We start from the raw sequence: 17691 nt of genomic DNA on the forward strand, positions 1-17691 counted from the left end.
GGAGCGTGAAAGAATGAAACGAATAATGTCAATACTGTTAGCTTTTGTAATGCTGTCATCAGCATTGGAAGCGTTTGCGGCTGTGTCATATAACGACGTCACAGACGAACACTGGGCGGCGGAATATATAGAACAGCTTACCGATAAGGGTATTCTGTTCGGAACGCCGGAGGGGAATATACTTCCCGAAAATAACATTACACGCGCTGAAATAGCGGCTATGATTTCAAGAACATATGATGAAGAATATGTTAATACGCTGTCCTTTAATGACATACAGGGACATTGGGCGCAGAAGGATATTGAAAGACTTGTTGATAAGGGGATAATCCTTACGGACGAGAGCGGCGAGGAATATATGCCCGACAAATATCTTACCCGTATTGAGATGATACGGTATGTATTAAGATGGCTTGACCTTGCAGGACAGGCTGAGCTTGAAACTAAATCCACTTCGTATGTGGACGATTATATGATTTCCGAATCGGATAAAGGGTACATAAATACAGCGAAAAAGTACGATATTATTTCCGGTTATCCTGATAATTCGGTCAGACCATACGGAAATATAACGCGCGGCGAGGTGTTTAAAATATTCTGTATAGCGTGGGATATTAAGACAAGCGGAATAAGCGCCACACCTGAACCTACGCAAAATCCATCGCCAAGCCCGACGCCGAGAGTAATACGCGGCGGAGGCGGAGGCTCGTCAAATAGAAAGGCAGAGGTTGAGTTTTCAATCCCCGACACAGCGCATACGGATACCGTGATTGAATTTACAACCGAAAATAAATATGTAAAATCAATAGAATGGATATTAAAGCGGTATTCGGACGAAGCACAGGAATATGAGCCTGTTTCGGTTGACGAATACATAGACGGAACGCTTACCGATAAGGGCGGCAGCTTCCGTATTAAGACAGCGGGCAAGTACCGTATTTGTGCATCAGCTTCAAATTCAAGAGGAATAAAATATGAGTATTCAAAGGATATAACGGTGTATGATACAACAAACGTAAATATCCAAATACCCGAATATACGCATACAGACACCCAAATAAATATATCCGCAAATACGGATAAAGAGCCTGCAGACGGTGCGGCTAAATGGAATGTTCTGTTTGAGGGTAAGCCGATAGAGAATATAGCCGAACATATAGACGGAAGCTTAGACGGGAATGATAACACCGTAATATTGAAAAAAAGCGGCAGCTATACATTTGAATATGAAATTACCGACACAGCAAACCGCAGTTTTAAGGATAGTAAAACGATAACCGTATATCCTGTGCCGGAACTGATTTTTGAAACGTCTGATACAGTGCATACGGACAATGTTTTCCCCGTAGCGCAGAAATCAGATTTAAGCGGTTATGATGTAAGCTGGTATCTTTCAAAGGATAACGGTGATCAGAAACCATATACCGAATATACAGGCTTTGTATTAAATGAGAATGGCGGGGATATTCAGCTAAGTGATTGCGGCAGCTATACCTTAATATTATCCGCTGTTGATACAACGGGCAGAAGCTTTGAATATTCAAAGAATATAAAGGTAATGCCTGTTACAAAGATGAGCTTTACAATGCAGGAGACAGCACATACAGATACAGATGTTAATATCACAGCGGAGTATGTAAATATTGACGCGGCGGACACAAGATGGAGCGTAGCAAAGGACGGCGTTGAAAAGGAATATACCGAATACGCTGACGGAATACTTAACGCTGACGGAGGCAGTATCCGTTTTAAGACAGACGGTGATTATACCGTAACGGCGAGGTTTACGGACAGCGCAGGCAGAGAATATACAGCATCTCGGACAATTAAGGTGTATAAAGTACCTGTTTTAAGCTACGGGGATAACGCTTTGCCCGAATACGCATATACGGACAGCGATATTCTCATTAAGCCTGATGTGCAAAATCTTGACAGCCTTAATATTGAATGGTATATAAATGACAAACCGTACAGTGAGTATGCCGACGGAAAACTCGATAACAGCGGCGGTACAATACGGTTTAAGAAAAAAGGTCATTATACCGTAACAGCAAGTATTACAGATGAAACGGGCAGAGAATACAGATATGACGCAAAGACCGATATTTATTCTGTGCCGCAGATAGGGTTTGAGGTTCCTGAAAATACGCATACTGACATAAATACTGAAATCAAGACGAATATCATAGAAGCTGACGGTTTGGATATTGTCTGGAAAATATCAAAGGACAATGGCGAATTTAAAGAGCTTGCAGATGGTACGATTCAGAACGAAGGCGGCACAATACGGTTTAAGGACAAGGGCAGTTATATACTGAAAGCGTCTGTAACGGACAGCTTTGGTCGTGTTTTTGAATACAGCTCGGAAATTATAAAGGTGTATCCTGTGCCGGAGGTTGACTTTTCAGCAGACAGCGGAGCGGAATATCCTTTGCCGCTGTACGGGTATAAGGATAAAAACATAACGGTTATTCCGAAAGTAAACGAGCTTGGAAGCCTTAAAATACAGTGGCTCATATCCAAAGACGGAAAAGCAGAAAAGGATTATAGCGCGTATGTTCAGGGGGCAATGACAAACGACGGGGGAAATATAACCTTTACCAATACAGGCGATTATACGCTTATTGCCAAAGTGACGGATGAAACGGGACGGGTATTTACATACTCGGAGGATATAATGATAAATGCCACTCCTGAAATTGATTTTACTGTTCCTGAATACGGATATGCAGGCGAAACAGTAAATATATCATCAGACAACAGCTATAAAAGTGAGTGGACAATTTCAAAGGATAGCGGAAAGTCTGAAAAGTACGGTAAATATGCAGACGGTACACTGACCGACAAGGGCGGCGCGGTAAGCTTTAAGGATAAAGGAGTATATAACATAACGCTGACTGTGACTGACCGTGCAGGGAAAACATATAGCTGCACTAAAAAGATACGGATTATTGTCCCGCCATTGATGCGTATAGAAATCCCTGAATACAGCTATACCGATACGGAGATAGCGGTGGTATCTGAAAATGAGAATATGTCAAATCTCAATGCCGAATGGTACATAAACGATAAACCGTATCAGACCTATGCAGCAGGAACGCTTGCGAATACAGGCGGTACGGTTAGATTCAGCAAAAGCGGCGCATATTCCGTAAAGGCGTTAGTTACAGACGAATACGGAAAGGAATATACATTTGCTTCAGAACCGATAACGATATATCCGTCACTGACGCCAAGCTTTGAAATGCCCGAATACACATATACCAATACAAATATTGATATATCCAACGTTTCAGGCACAGGCATTGTATGGACAATAAACGGCAAGGAATATACAAAGTATGCTGCAGGAAGCTTAACGGATAATGGCGGCAGTATCAGCTTTAATAAGTCCGGCGATTATACTCTGGAAGCGGCTGTGACAGATGAAAAGGGCAGAAAATTCAAGTATGAAAAAAGCATATCGGTGTATGAAGTATCCCGTATTGAATTAGCTTTAAGTACAAATGAAGCATACACTGATGAAAAGGTTACAATCATAGCTGATACCGAAAATACAGGCGATATATCGTGGTATATATCCAAGGACGGCGCCCAAAAGCAGAATTATTTAAAACACGCAGGCGGTTCTCTGGGCAATTCCGGCGGTGAGCTTACGTTTAAGGAAACAGGCATTTACACGGTGTATGCTATAGCTTCAGATAAGACGGGCAGGACATATACAGAGCAGGCTGTGATAACGGTAACGGACGCGCCGGAAATGGAGCTTGATATAGACAAGGAAACCGTGTATATACAAGAAACTGTGCGCGTAAGCACAAGGCTTAGTAATATAGGTGACAGTGAAATTGCGTGGTATATTGAGAAAAACGGTGAGAAAAAACCGTATAATGACTATGTAACAGGCACGCTCAGTAATTACGGCGGCAATATATACTTTTCACAGGGCGGCGAGTACACGGTATATGCTGTTCTTACGGACAGGAAGGGCAATAAAAAAGAGAAATCGTGTAATATAACAATATACGGCAGACCGAGTATCAGCATAGATATATCCGAAACCGGATATGTTGGTATAGGCAATAAGGTTATTACGGAAGTAAGCGGCGGCGACTGGGATAAAATACAGTGGTACATATCCAAAAACGGCGCGGCAAAGAAAAACTATCTGGAATATGCTGACGGTGCGCTGACAAATGACGGCGGACAGATAACATTTAATCAGACAGGGACGTATATACTGTATGCGGAATTAACGGACAAGGCTGGCAATACTGCGATAACAAGTGAAAGTATAAATATATACAATATGCCTTCAGCGGATATTATTGTGCCGGAGATTACGCATACCGATACGCCTGTAACGGTTACGGCGGCGTTTAAGAACGCGCCTAATTCTGTGTCTTGGTACATCTCAAAGAATAACGGCAGCGAAGTGCTTTATACCAACTACTGCACAGGCTTGTTATCGAAAACGAGCGGACAGATAAGCTTTAAGAGCTACGGTACATACCGTCTTATTGCAAGAACAACGGACGCAGGCGGACAAAAGCGCGAGTTTACAACGCTTGTTAGGGTATATCCGAAGCCGAATTTGACAACCTCGCTTGCAAGGAATATGCACATAGACAGCAGCTACGGTGCAAGCTACAGCGTGTCAAAATGGGGTAATCAGAATATTGAGTGGAAGCTTGAAAAGGACGGAACGCCTGTTAATATGACCGACTATGGTACATTTAATTTTTCAAGCGGCAGTATATCGGCAGCGTTTAATGTTCTTGGCAGCTATGAGCTTATCGCATATATAGAGGACGAAACAGAAAAGGTATTCCGATATGCCATACCGATTGAGGTATATAACACAGCGCCGTATGTGAGCGGTGTGTCGGTAAATAAGACGCGCAGATACAGTAACGGGAAGTATTATACAACGCTGTCCCCGTCCGCTGTTGACCCTGACGGTGATATTATTATGGGATATGAGTATCAGAACAAGCCGTCCAATGATTATTATCCTATCGGCACAACGTATGTAAAGGTACGCGCAAAAGACCGGTACGGTAAATTTTCAGACTGGTACACGGTTGACGTAACAATAAGCAACAGTGCGCCGGAAGCGCCTACAATATACAGAGACCCCGACACTATAAGTATTGCACCCGGTTCAAGTATGACGCTGACCGCAACCTCAACCGATCCTGACGGTGACGCGGTGCATTTTGAATGGGAAGGCGTGACAGACGACGGGACGTACCCAATCGGAAAGCATATTATCAGATGCAGAGCTATTGATACGGCGGGGCTTAAATCGCCGGCGACAGCGGTAGTGTTCTTTGCCGCTGACGAAATGAGCGGCGGAGGTATGGAGCTTGTAGATGCGGAAAGCCGTATTGTTGAAGAGGGTATTGACGGCGCGACCATTTCAAAGTATGAGTTTGACGTACCAGCCGTGGACGGTCATAGCGGTAATGACTACGGACAGGTACGGGGCTTTAATGTTCATACGGGCGAATGGGAACTGATAGAGAAGCGCGATGTGAGTAATGGTATTACTATGACGGGTACTCTTGAACAGGGTAAGTACAGTAAGCTGGAGTTTTTCTATTATGCATCGCATTGTATGTATAATAAATGTAATATAACGTACAATGTAGAGTTCTATTTCCCTGCGGAATAAAAAGTATATTTGCTTTTTAGCGGTATTAGTGGTATAATATCATCTAAATGATTTTATACTGGCAGGTGGAAAAATGGAAAACACAGAACAGCGGAATGACCCGCTTATAGAATGTATGACGGAATTTGAGGAATGGGAGCAAAACGGCTGCATAAAAGCCGAGGAGATTATACGCAATTCCGATAATAAAACAGAATAAATAGTATATAAAGCAGTTTCAGAAATGAAGCTGCTTTATATACTAAATTTTTCAAAAAACAAATGCGACTAAAAAACAGTTGCATTTTTTGAAAATTGTGATATAATAATAGTATGAGGTGAATACTTTGGGTAAGAAAGAAAAACTAATTGCAAAATTAAAAAGCAATCCGAAAGATTTTACTTTTGATGAGATGAAAACCTTATTGGAAGCGCTGGGCTTTGTGATGTCTAATAAAGGCAAAACAAGCGGTTCAAGAGTAAAGTTTATGAAAGGCGATATTCCTGTTATTCTGCATAAACCGCATCCGAGAAAGGAATTATTAGAATATCAGATAAAGCAAATTACAGAAGTGTTAGAAAGGGAGGATTTAATATGAGTAATCTGTTAGAGTATAAAGATTATTTGGGAACGGTAGAATATTCTTCATCAGATAAGGTTCTGTACGGTAAAGTAATTGGGATTAACGGTCTTGTTTCGTATGAGGGTGACAGCATAGAAAGCTTGCAGGCTGATTTTGAAGAGGCGGTTGACGATTATCTTGAAATGTGCGCTGAACAAGGTGTTGAACCTCAAAAGACATATAAAGGGACTTTTAATGTGCGAATATCACCGATGCTCCATAAAAATCTTGCAGAATTTGCCGCGTCACATAACAAAACGCTGAACTCAACAGTAGAGGACGCTATCAGAGCATATGTAGAATAAGAATAATATAATATGATGAAATTGTCACTTTTAACAGTGGCAATTTTTTATTGCAATAAAATATATAATTAAGGAGGAAACAATGAGTAATAAGATAACAGATGAACAACTGCGGCAGACGCCGTTTGGACGCTTTGTAAATATACAGGAGGATACAGCGGACGAAACGGATAATATAGATGCCGATATACCGAGCTATGAGCCGAATGTTACGGTAAATACCGATATACAGGAGGATGACATCATAGCGCAGGAGGAAAAACCAAAAGGAAGTTTTTTCAGTAAAAGACCAAAACGCGAAAAGGTATTCACCGAGCCTGAGCCGGAGGTACAGCCGATATGGACGGGACAGACAACTGCTATTGATATAATAGCCCCGTCGTCGGTTGATAACGGAAGCCGTGACTATGTTGTAGTAGATGGGATTTATCACGCGTATTTATACATAGCCGGATATGGTTATCGTACAAGAAACGAAGCGGCGTGGCTGTCCTCGCTTGTGGAAGCAGGCGACAATATCGGCATATCATTTTCATTTAAGCGGATGCAGAGGGACAAGATTTTATCACGCATAGCGCAGAAAACAATGATAAACCGCAGTAAAATGCGTGAGGTAGCCGATACACGTTCCGACTTTGAGGAGCTGGACTCAGCGATAAGCAGCGGAATGTACTTAAAGGAAGGTATGAACCGAGCCAATCAGGACTTTTACTATATGTCCACTATCATAGAGGTGACAGCGGAAGATGAAGAAACCATTGAGCGTAATGTAAGCGACGTCATAACACTTTGCGCGTCAATGGATATGGTATGCAAGCGCGCCGACTATAAGCATGAGCAGGGGTTTTTGTCCGCATTGCCTACGGTATCGCTTGACGCTGACTTGGAACGGAAATCAAGACGAAATGTTTTGACCGATTCGCTTGCGGCGGCGTTCCCGTTTTCATCCTTGGAGGTATATGACCCCGAAGGTATTTTCTTAGGTTTAAATAAATACAACAATTCAGTAGCAATACTGGATTTTTTTGATGCAGATAAATATTCAAATGCAAATGCCTGTATTCTCGGAATGTCCGGCGCGGGCAAAACATTCTTAATGCAGCTCATAGCGCTGAGATTAAGACAGCAGGGAGTGCAGGTGTTTATCATAGCCCCGATTAAAGGACATGAGTTCGCTGAGGTGTGCGACAGGATAGGCGGTAAGTACATAAGAATTGCCCCGTCCTCGCAGGATTGTATCAATATTATGGAAATTCGTAAGAAAACGCTTAATACCGACTATGAAATACACGGTGATAAGCGTAACGATTCCATTTTAGCGGAGAAGATACAGAAGCTTATGATTTTCTTCTCGCTCATAAAGAATGACATCACGCAGAATGAGTTAAATCTCATAGACGGTGCGATTGTTCGTACATATAAGACATTCGGTATTACATACGATAACGAATCGCTGTTTGACAAAGACGGACGGTTTAAGAAAATGCCTACCTTAAAGGATTTATATAACGAATTGCTGTCAAAGGATAAGACAAAGGACTTGGCGCTGATGATAGAAAAGTTTGCGGTAGGCTCATTGTCGGCGTTTGGCGGCAGCACCAATGTGGACTTGGATAACAAATATATTGTGCTTGACATTTCGGAAATGAACGAGCATTTGAAGGCTTTGGGAATGTTTATCGCTCTTGACTTTGTATGGGACAAGGCAAAAGAAAGCCGCATTCAGAAAAAGGTCATATTTCTTGACGAGCTGTGGACGCTCATAGGCTCATCGGGCAACAGGCTTGCGGCGGATTATGTTCTGGAGATATTCAAGGTAATACGCGGTTACGGCGGAAGCGCGATAGCGGCGACGCAGGATATATCTGATTTCTTTGCTCTTGATGATGGAAAATACGGTAAGGCAATCATAAATAACTCCCGTATCAAATTTGTTCTCCAGCTTGAAGAGGACGAGGCGTTTACCGTTCAGAAGCATTTATCGTTGTCTGATGAGGAAGCCATGCAGGTTATACGCAATAACAGAGGCGAGGCGCTGCTGTGCGCTAACCGAAACAAGCTTGTTATTGACATTAAGGCGTCGCCGTATGTGTATGATTTAATTACTACAAAACGGTCTGATTTGGAGAAAAAGCGCAGGCGGAAATTGGAGGAACGAAAACAATATGATGACTAATATGGACACCTTAAAGAAAGAGCTGAAATATGTGCAGGAAACGCTGATACGGTCAATACAGGCAATATCAAGGGTAAGTATGTCAGAAAGCAAATCAGAACAGGTCATTGACAAAAGGCTCGGCGATATTCTTGATACGGTGGAATCGGCGTGTGTTACTGCAAGATGCGTTATTGACAGATACCGTATTATGAAGCCTTTTTCGGAAAATGGGAAGAAAGAAAAAATAATCTCAAAGGTTGCGGGTGAGATAGAGGTTACAGCGGAGGGCTGGCTGCATATAAAGCTTAATACACTGCTCCCGAATTGCAGATATAAGACGAACAGCTATATACAGGATACGCTGACGCGGTTATTAGAAGAATGCGACAAGCCCCTGCCGATGTTCGACAAGGCATTTTTGGCGATTGTGGAATATTGTGATTATGACAACAGGGAGGTATACGATCAAGACAATAAGTCGTGGAAGATGATACCGAACGCAATCAAGGGTAGAGTGGTTAAGGACGACGAACAGTTCAGGCTTGACATTGGGTTATTCTCTAAAATATCCGACACTCCCGCCTGTCATATATATGTTATTCCGCAGACGCAGTTGAGCGAATTTATGAATTATTTGTCGAATGATTTGCTGTAAAATGTGGTGGGGGCAGGTGCATTTTTGAATTTTGGTTAGTGGCGTACCCTCGTCATACCATATATATAAATGCACCTGCCCTTATATGCGTTAAGAAAGCGTCATTACAGGATTTAACGGCAGCAGACATCATGTGCAGAAAAAAATTCTGCACCGTAGTAAGGAGGGAAGTGCAAAAATGATTTTAGATAGTCAGGAATTGGAGTTTTTAAAACTATGTGCATTAGCCAGATATATGCCGTGCGGACTTGCAGGGATATTTGAAATGCAGATATTAAAAAGCGAGGTATCGGGCAGGTTGGCAAAAAGCGGATACTTGAAATATGTAAACGGAGGGTGTAAATTCAGCAGATTGACAAGACGGGGCAGGGATATATTATTAAGGGCAGGCTATGAATTTCCTGACGATGCAAGACCGCATAAGAAAGGAAATACATTTAACAGACGTGTTATAAATGCGAAACTAAATGCAATGCTTTATGGGGCTGGTATAAATATCTATGCAGGGACAGTGCAGGGACTAAGCAGGGAGGATTGTATCTACATACCAAGCCTGACTATACGCTCGGAAATGAAAAGCAAGGTTCTTGCAGGGACAGTATTTTACGGGATACTCCGTATAGGTGATACGGCGTATGTTCTGTACTATACAGACGATATAGCGGACGGTGCATTTCCTGATTTTGAACAACAGACATTCCTTAGTATGATTTCACATATAGAAAATATAAAAAATGTGGCGATAATAATCGCGGCGGAAACTGTGGAGGGACTTATAGGGTATCTTATGCCGGAGAAAAAGCCTGAAATCACACGGGGCATTGTTCCGTTCTCGGAGCTTATGGAAAGATGGCAGTATGATTTCTATTTACTGCCTATGGATAAGGACGGAATAATGCAGATAAAGCTTATGTGTATAGATAATTATAAAAAGGATATAGCGGCAATGTTTGGTGACACGGACAATGTACCTGTAAAGCTGAGCCGATTTGATGCGGTCTGTGGAGGGAAAGCGTGTATAACAGCTATGGACACAAATATTACAAGAGTAAGGTACTCGCTGGAGCAGTCTTTGTTAAGCGGAATTATTCCAAATATTATATGTCTTGCGCATCAGAAAGCAATATATCAGCACATGGCGGTGTATCTTGAATATCCTAACCAGATGAAATTTACCGTTGTACGTCATAATACAATGACGGATATGTTTCCGCAATTACGGATGGGGGAAACGAAAATAGAGCCTGCGCGTACAAAGGACGGTGAGTATTTAATAATATGAAAAAGCTTATAAAACTTATAAAGACGCTGTACAATGAGAATGTACGGCATTTTGTATATAAAATAAAAGAGCATTGGATTATATATTCCGTAATGGCTTTAACGGGACTGTATCTATATGGTATGGTAGTTGCGTCATTCAGAGGCGCATTGTATAACTTTATGACAAATACGGATGGAAAGATGTTTACGCTAAATCCTATTAAATGTATTGGCGCAGTATTCACTCCGCAGGGGTTAGGTATAGCTTTTTTTATCCTCATAATGTATTTGCTTATAAAACAGAATTGGTTACAGTACATAACGGGTGTTAAGATAAAAAAAGACGAGCGTAATTTCTATACGGTTAATGAGGGTACACACGGTACTTCGGGCTGGATGGATAGAAAAGATATGAAGAAAACTTTTCTGATAGGCACGGCTGATTCTGTGGAGGGAGCAATACTCGGTAAGCTTGCAAGACGCGGATTTTATGAATATCTTGGCTTAAATGCTGATAATGGCTTGAATAAACACATAATGATATACGGTGCGTCCGGCTCGGGTAAGTCAAGGGGGTTTATAAAGCCGTTTATATTAAAGACAGCAAAGCTAATGCAAAGTATGATAATAGTTGACCCAAAAGCGGAAATGGCTGAACAGATGGCTGAATATTTAAAAGAAGAAGGCTATGTTGTAAAGATGTTTAACCTTTTGGATATGGAAAATTCGGACGCATGGAACTGTCTCGGCGAAATAGACGGTGATATTGATATGGTGCAGTCGGTTGCGGAGGTTATAATCCGCAACACCTCTGAGGAGGGACAAAAAGCTGATTTCTGGGATAAAGCGGAAAAGAATTTACTTGTTGCCCTTATCCATTACGTTTATACATTGAAAGACCCTGTAACGGGCGAGCTTCTTCCTATACAAAAGCGTTCGCTTGATACCATATATAATATGCTATCGCATGACGGACAAAAGGAACTTGACGCAAAAATGCAGCGTTTACCGCTTGACCACCCTGCACGCGCACCCTACGGAATATTTAAACAGGCTGCGGGCAATCTTTGGGGAAATATTTTTATCGGTTTAGGTTCGAGATTAAATGTATTTCAAAACAAATTAGTTAAGAAAATAACGAGCTACCACGAAATAGACCTTGAATTGCCGGGCAAACGACCATGCGCCTATTTCTGTATAATATCAGACCAAGACAGCAGTTTGGAATTTTTAAGCTCGCTGTTTTTTTCATTGCTGTTTAAGAAATTATCAGACTATGCCCGAAAACACGGTGATGAGCGCGGACGCTTGCCTGTTGAGGTTAATATGGTATTAGAAGAGTTTTGTAATATAGGTAGATTGCTTGATTTTAAAAAAACTATATCAACAGTTCGTTCACGAGGTATCAACTGTCAGATTGCCGCTCAGAGCGCAGCGCAGATGGCAGACCGATACCCTGTAAACGAATGGCAGGAGATAGTCGGCAACTGTGACACACAGATTATGCTCGGCTGTAACGACCAGATGACAAGTGAGTTTATCTCAAAGAAATGCGGTAATATTACGATACGGACAACAAGCTCAATGGCGCCGCAGACACCGCTGTTTTCGCCTATAACAAGGCAGGTTAACGGGTACAAGCAAAACACGTCAAATGCTACACGTCCGCTGATGTATCCCGATGAAATAGAACACATGGATAACCGTGAGTGTCTTATTCTTGTTAGAGGTCAGAAACCGCTGAAGGCTATGAAAATAATACCCGATGAATTAAGTGAGTTCCATAAGCTGAAGCGGACAAGAATAACGGAGTATGTTCCTAAATGGCGGTATGATGAAGAACACAGTATGAGTGATACGGACAATATTTCGTATGAGGATGAATTTACAGATATAGATGATGTTGAAGAAAGCCCGTTTGATTTGGCGAAAGTAGAGATAATTACAGCATCAGCGAAACCGAATACAAAGCGGCAAATAAATGCTTTTGATGATAGCGTTGAAGAGGAGGATTTCGACCCAAGACCTCTTACGGCGCAAAGTATGATTGATAAGTTTAAGAGAGGAAAGTGATTTATATGACTGTGTATAAAATAAATGATTTAATACAATGTGATTTTTACAGAATACCGAAGGCTTTTTATTCAAACCCTAAATATATAGAGATGTCCTCTGCGGCAAAATTGGCATATGCAAGACTATATGATAGGTTATCATTATCTCAGAAAAATGGCTGGATAAATGCAAATGGAGAGGTATACTTAAATTTTAAAAGAAAAAAATTAGCTGAGGCATTAGGTGTTGGCAATAAAAAAGCAACGGATATCTTTAAGGAATTAGTGGAAAAGGGATTGATTATGGATGTTCGTGTGGGACAAGGTAAACCGAATCGGATATATATTGTTAAACCGGAAGTGTCTGAACATCAGGCGCGGAATTTTGTAGATGAAGAAAATGCCAGATGCGCAGAAATGACAGCTCTGGAATCGGATGAAGTTGGGGATACAGAAGAAATGTTAGAATGTGATACGCAAAAACAACAGGTCAAGAAGCGTCAAAATGACATCTCAAGAAGTACCGAAATGACAGGTCAAGAAGCGTCAAAAGCGCACCCTAATAATACTAATAGTAACAAGACTGATATTAACCATATTGATAATAGTCAGTCAGTAATAACGGACAGGCAATTATTTAACAAGATATTAGCGCAGTGTCAGCTTGAATGCTTTGACAAGGATATACGGCGAATATTTTATGATGCTGTGGAGCGTCTGTTCTACTGCCGTGAATTAAAAATTGGCACAAGCGTATTACCGGGCGAAAATGTCCGAAGCAGGTTATGCGAGCTTGACTATTCGGTTTTGGAGAGCGCATTGCATAAAATGCACAAGAACATGAGAGACACTAAAAATCCCACGGGTTATGTTATGAGCGTTATATTTAACTGCTTGACTGAGGACTTTACCGAAACTCATCTTGACCCATATCTAAATCATTTCAGAGGAGGAGGCGATTAACGGTGTATCTTAATCTTTACCAGAAGTACATACTTGAATTACTCGCAGAATATGACGGATTGCTTGTGCGTCAGCTTGAAGCATTGGTGAAACATTTCAAGGAGCCGCATTTGTATAACATAAACGGATACCTTGAACAATTACGGAGGTTTGACAAGATAGAAATTGTCCCGTACAGGGGCGAGGATACGGTGATATTACCATACGGAAGGATAAACGAGTATATGGTAACGGCGTTTGATATAATGCTTCAGTTCTTGGACTACCTCAAAGATTTTGAAAGGGGCGATAATACTGTATTGCTTCGGTTTTACATAACTGCTGACGAAAAGAATGAGCAGGAGATAAATATTGTGCCTGTTGAAATCGGCAGAGAGGATATAATTGTACAGTATGTGAACGGATATGCAGTAAATATATCGGATAGCGCTGATAAAATATCACATCCTCCGTCTTGGATATTCGTGATACAGGATAAAAAGCAAATGAGCAGGATAACTCCTGATACTGATTGCTCTTTTGTGCTTGCGGCGGATAGTAAAGTAGTATTCTACGAGCGATAATATATGTTTTTGCGGCATTGTCAATCTTAGGACGGATAGGCGGTGTTTTTTTGATGTTCGGATAATGCCGGAAGAATATAATTATATATTAAAAAATAAAGGAGGACAAAGAAATGGAATTTAACGAATTAAATCTCGCGGAGCTTGATAAAGACTTGACTCCCGAGGAACGTGACGAATGGCAGGCAATATATGCGTCTTACCGAAGTCATAGTGTTATGCGCGGTGAAGCGGCAGGTGTGGACTACCACGAGTTTGAGTTCATACCCGAGGGGAAGAAAAAATCTGTAAAAGAGAAATTAAGGTGCGTGATTGTAATCCTATACCGCATTAAAATAATTATTCCCGAACCGGAAATGTTTCTTATTTCTGTACCTGACGGCGGATATGTTCTGCACTCAATGTGCGGAGCTAAGCTTGATTTTGTGATTACACATATAGACCGCGAAAATGACTTTGCAATAGCGTCAAGAAAGATTGCGCTTGAAAAAATGCAGAAAGCGGCAAACAGACGTAAATTGATGGACAGAGTTCTTGATACTGACGTTGTATCAGTAGGCAGAAATGTATGTGTGCTGAATTACTGCGGTTATGATGTGGTTCTTCATCAGCGCGATATAAACTACACAATGGTATCGGACGTAAGGGAATTAGTACATCCGGGCGAGGTAAGAAAGGCAAAAGTTAAGGAATTTATTCCGGAAGAGGGAGTTTTAAAGCTCTCAATGAAAGAAACAATGCCGCATCCGTTTGAGGGTGTGGAAACACGTCATCCTATCGGCTCAACAAGGATTGCTACCGTTGTAGGCAAATACGGCGGCGGTGTGTTCTGCCGATTAAGCGATAACGTGACCGATGTACTTTGTTCGTATGACACAATGCACTATGACGGTGATTTCCGGTTGGGCGACAGGGTAGAAATACTTATAAAGCGGCTCAATTATGAGAAAAAACTCGTCTACGGTAAAATGCTGAGAAAAATGAGGTAAAAGCAGAAAATGGCTCAATTCCGTTAAGGAATTGAGCCATTGCATATTATTTGCAAGAAATAAGTTCTAGCTTATCATTGATATATGTTGTACCGCTGACTTTATAAAAAGCCATTTTAGAGCTTTCTTTATTGTATATGTATTGTTCAGATGCAGTATGATCTCTTCCCGCTACTATAACAGCTTTTAGCCTTACCTGTGAGCCGTCCGGAATATCTGAGTCAGTAAGGTCAACGGTGCGTTCTGCCGCGGCGCAAATATCTCTGTAACCGTCAGAATGCCAGCTTTTCCATTCAGCGTCATAGCTGACGTTTCCATGTTCGTCAGTGTGTTTTCCTTTATATTGCACTGTAATTTTTGCTACAAAACCGCCTTTGTTCTTTAGCTTTATATATCTTATATTTTCCATTAAAATCACTCCTTACATTAAAGTCAGTACATAGTTATATAAACTTTCAAAATTTTCGTCAAATATCGGAGAACCCTCATAAGCATATTCTTCTGATACGGGACCGTAGGAATTTACTCCGACAATCGTTTTATTATCCTCCAGTACCCATGCTCCGCCGGAACTGCCGCCGCGCATTTTACAGCCATTGATTAACCATGTATAATCAGAACGTCGGGCGGCATCACCTTTAACAAACACCATTTGTTTTCCACCATAATAGTTTGCGGGGTATCCGAATGCCGTTATAGTTTTATTTTCAATATTTTCAGTAGAATATTTAAGAGGGGATTCAATAGTTGAGTTACTATTAAGAACCACCATAGCATAATCCCACTTCCATGTTTTTTCGCTATGCCAATATTCCTTTAAGGCAACAGTTTTAAAGGTTAGCTTTTCTGATGATTTGCCATCGTCATAGCAGCGCTCAAAAAGAAAATTATCATAAATCATTCCTGTATCTTTGTTTTGAACGCAATGAGCTGCCGTCACTAACAGATTGCTACGCTCCATAATGTTGGCGCTGGCAATATAGTTTTTGCCATCTCCTGAAAAGAACAGTTTGCCGCCTGCGCTGAAAGGCATTTGCTTTAAATCCGCTATTTCGGGGTCGGTTGTTGTTATATTGGGCTGTTCAATTTCATCTTCTATGCAGGGCATAATGGGTATTGCCTTCGCCTTTTTTTCAGGCGTCCAGTAGTCGATAATTTGCTGTGCATAGATGTCGTTTGTTTCCAATGTATATGATACATTGTTATTGTTGTCGCGTGTGATTTTCATAGTTGGTCACTCCTTCGTTATAAATTTGGTTTTAGAGCTTATTCCTCTATTTGATAATTATGCATTATATTTTAAAATATGTCAATAAACAACAGGATTTTTTTGAATTATTGCGTTATGTGGATTTTATTTCTTGGATGTTTTGTGCGGAGTATTTCTCTTTGCTTTGAGGAGGTGACAAGAGTATATATTTGAGTTGTTGTGATGGAGCTGTGTCCTAGTATTCTTTGTATATAACGAATATCAACATCTTCTTCAAGCAGTAATGTTGCTACGGAATGTCTGAACATGTGTGGTGTAATATGTAATGGCGCTGCAATCTGCTTTTCGAGATTTCTTATGATTGTTCTTACAGATTGTTCTGAAATACGGTTGTGACGGTTATTTTGAAACAGATAACTGTTCGGCTGCGTGGAATCATCTATTAAAATAAGATATTTCATTAAAATTGCTATGACATCTCTGTTTTCTATTTGCAAAATTCGTTCTTTTGCGCCCTTACCAAATATTCGTACTGTTTTAGAAGCAAAATCTATGTTGTTTATTTTCAATGAGCATATTTCGGAAATTCTTGCGCCTGTGGCAAACAGTAATTCAATAATAGCTGTATTGCGTACGGAAACAAGCTTTTGGTGAGTGGTAGCAGCAGTCAATATATTCTGATAAGAGGCGGTTAAGAGCTGGTGTATTATGTTTTCCGGAATGGTGTGTGGCAAGTGCAACGGTTCCTTAAATGTTGTGTCAATTTTATCAAAGGGATTAAATTCTATTATATCCTTGTAGTATAGATAGTGGACGAATGCTTTTAGCGTGGCGATTTTCCGCTTTATTGTCTTTGGTTTATATGTTTTGTGCAAATATTGAATATATTTAGTTAAATCTTCTTTTGAAATGCTGATGTCAGGCTTAAATGCGATAAATTGTGCCAAATCAATACGATAGGCTTTTAAGGTGTGTTTGCTTAATTTTTTCTCTAAAGAGCAGTATTTTAGATACTTTTTTATTTCTGTTTTTACTTCAATCATAGTGCTATTCTCCTTGTGTTATATATTTCTTGGTAGAATAAATTATATATCATAGGGATAATATTGTCGATAATGGAAAAAATCAGTGATTTTCTGTTGACTTATATGATTAGGGGTGATATACTAATTATGTATAAAAACAAAGGATAATACGGGATTATCATTTATTCGATAGAATATGGCTTAAAAATAATATTTGGATACTCTTA

14 protein-coding genes are annotated in these 17691 nt (G+C 40.6%); 11 read left to right on the plus strand and 3 right to left on the minus strand.

Annotation, left to right across the window (positions count from 1 at the left end; translation table 11 throughout):
* Nucleotides 1-13: 13 nt before the first annotated feature.
* The 11 genes from LKE05_RS11325 to LKE05_RS11375 all read left to right on the plus strand — a co-directional run bounded on the left by LKE05_RS11325 (nt 14) and on the right by LKE05_RS11375 (nt 15229).
* The gene (locus LKE05_RS11325; protein WP_308456931.1) at nt 14-5677 is read left to right on the plus strand and encodes an S-layer homology domain-containing protein; all 5664 of its coding nucleotides are present in this window, start codon (nt 14-16) and stop codon (nt 5675-5677) included.
* Nucleotides 5678-5750: 73 nt separating this feature from the next.
* Nucleotides 5751-5876 (plus strand): hypothetical protein, encoded by a 126-nt coding sequence (locus tag LKE05_RS11330; protein WP_022230038.1) that lies wholly within the window; start codon nt 5751-5753, stop codon nt 5874-5876.
* A 118-nt stretch (nt 5877-5994) separates the two neighbouring features.
* Complete coding sequence (locus LKE05_RS11335; RefSeq protein ID WP_308456932.1) at nt 5995-6255, plus strand: type II toxin-antitoxin system HicA family toxin; 261 nt, start codon at nt 5995-5997, stop codon at nt 6253-6255.
* Nucleotides 6252-6584, plus strand: coding sequence for a type II toxin-antitoxin system HicB family antitoxin (locus LKE05_RS11340; protein ID WP_022230036.1), 333 nt, complete (start codon nt 6252-6254; stop codon nt 6582-6584). The genes LKE05_RS11335 and LKE05_RS11340 overlap by 4 nt, the downstream gene beginning before the upstream one ends.
* 82 nt (nt 6585-6666) lie before the next feature.
* A complete protein-coding gene (locus LKE05_RS11345) occupies nt 6667-8760 on the plus strand; it encodes a VirB4 family type IV secretion system protein (RefSeq protein WP_022230035.1) in 2094 nt (697 codons plus the stop codon).
* Nucleotides 8750-9397, plus strand: coding sequence for a DUF6100 family protein (locus LKE05_RS11350; RefSeq protein ID WP_022230034.1), 648 nt, complete (start codon nt 8750-8752; stop codon nt 9395-9397). The genes LKE05_RS11345 and LKE05_RS11350 overlap by 11 nt, the downstream gene beginning before the upstream one ends.
* A 178-nt stretch (nt 9398-9575) precedes the next feature.
* Nucleotides 9576-10679, plus strand: coding sequence for a hypothetical protein (locus LKE05_RS11355; RefSeq protein WP_022230033.1), 1104 nt, complete (start codon nt 9576-9578; stop codon nt 10677-10679).
* Complete coding sequence (locus tag LKE05_RS11360) at nt 10676-12733, plus strand: VirD4-like conjugal transfer protein, CD1115 family (RefSeq protein ID WP_308456933.1); 2058 nt, start codon at nt 10676-10678, stop codon at nt 12731-12733. The genes LKE05_RS11355 and LKE05_RS11360 overlap by 4 nt, the downstream gene beginning before the upstream one ends.
* Before the next feature lie 5 nt (nt 12734-12738).
* Nucleotides 12739-13677: a replication initiator protein A gene (locus LKE05_RS11365; RefSeq protein WP_308456934.1), complete on the plus strand. Its 939-nt coding sequence runs from the start codon at nt 12739-12741 to the stop codon at nt 13675-13677.
* Between the two features lie 2 nt (nt 13678-13679).
* Nucleotides 13680-14240, plus strand: coding sequence for a DUF5697 family protein (locus tag LKE05_RS11370; protein ID WP_022230030.1), 561 nt, complete (start codon nt 13680-13682; stop codon nt 14238-14240).
* Between the two features lie 113 nt (nt 14241-14353).
* Entirely contained in the window at nt 14354-15229 is an 876-nt protein-coding gene (locus tag LKE05_RS11375) for a hypothetical protein (RefSeq protein ID WP_022230029.1), read from the plus strand.
* Nucleotides 15230-15275: 46 nt separating this feature from the next.
* Here LKE05_RS11375 and LKE05_RS11380 read toward each other — a convergent pair whose 3' ends face one another.
* From LKE05_RS11380 to LKE05_RS11390, 3 genes are all read right to left on the minus strand, one after another.
* Nucleotides 15276-15638 (minus strand): hypothetical protein, encoded by a 363-nt coding sequence (locus LKE05_RS11380; protein WP_022230028.1) that lies wholly within the window; start codon nt 15636-15638, stop codon nt 15276-15278.
* 12 nt (nt 15639-15650) lie between these two features.
* The gene (locus LKE05_RS11385; protein WP_022230027.1) at nt 15651-16457 is read right to left on the minus strand and encodes a trypsin-like serine peptidase; all 807 of its coding nucleotides are present in this window, start codon (nt 16455-16457) and stop codon (nt 15651-15653) included.
* 107 nt (nt 16458-16564) lie between these two features.
* The gene (locus tag LKE05_RS11390; RefSeq protein WP_022230026.1) at nt 16565-17482 is read right to left on the minus strand and encodes a tyrosine-type recombinase/integrase; all 918 of its coding nucleotides are present in this window, start codon (nt 17480-17482) and stop codon (nt 16565-16567) included.
* Between the last annotated feature and the right edge of the window lie 209 nt (nt 17483-17691).

Source organism: Hominilimicola fabiformis (genome assembly GCF_020687385.1).
GTDB lineage: Bacteria > Bacillota > Clostridia > UBA1381 > UBA1381 > Hominilimicola > Hominilimicola fabiformis.

Bases quoted from the DNA above. Each gene is read 5' to 3' on its own strand.
- LKE05_RS11380 (WP_022230028.1), bottom strand. From the start codon at position 15,638: ATGGAAAATATAAGATATATAAAGCTAAAGAACAAAGGCGGTTTTGTA.
- LKE05_RS11365 (WP_308456934.1), top strand. From the start codon at position 12,739: ATGACTGTGTATAAAATAAATGATTTAATACAATGTGATTTTTACAGA.
- LKE05_RS11385 (WP_022230027.1), bottom strand. From the start codon at position 16,457: ATGAAAATCACACGCGACAACAATAACAATGTATCATATACATTGGAA.
- LKE05_RS11350 (WP_022230034.1), top strand. From the start codon at position 8,750: ATGATGACTAATATGGACACCTTAAAGAAAGAGCTGAAATATGTGCAG.
- LKE05_RS11360 (WP_308456933.1), top strand. From the start codon at position 10,676: ATGAAAAAGCTTATAAAACTTATAAAGACGCTGTACAATGAGAATGTA.
- LKE05_RS11355 (WP_022230033.1), top strand. From the start codon at position 9,576: ATGATTTTAGATAGTCAGGAATTGGAGTTTTTAAAACTATGTGCATTA.
- LKE05_RS11390 (WP_022230026.1), bottom strand. From the start codon at position 17,482: ATGATTGAAGTAAAAACAGAAATAAAAAAGTATCTAAAATACTGCTCT.
- LKE05_RS11345 (WP_022230035.1), top strand. From the start codon at position 6,667: ATGAGTAATAAGATAACAGATGAACAACTGCGGCAGACGCCGTTTGGA.
- LKE05_RS11330 (WP_022230038.1), top strand. From the start codon at position 5,751: ATGGAAAACACAGAACAGCGGAATGACCCGCTTATAGAATGTATGACG.
- LKE05_RS11375 (WP_022230029.1), top strand. From the start codon at position 14,354: ATGGAATTTAACGAATTAAATCTCGCGGAGCTTGATAAAGACTTGACT.
- LKE05_RS11325 (WP_308456931.1), top strand. From the start codon at position 14: ATGAAACGAATAATGTCAATACTGTTAGCTTTTGTAATGCTGTCATCA.
- LKE05_RS11340 (WP_022230036.1), top strand. From the start codon at position 6,252: ATGAGTAATCTGTTAGAGTATAAAGATTATTTGGGAACGGTAGAATAT.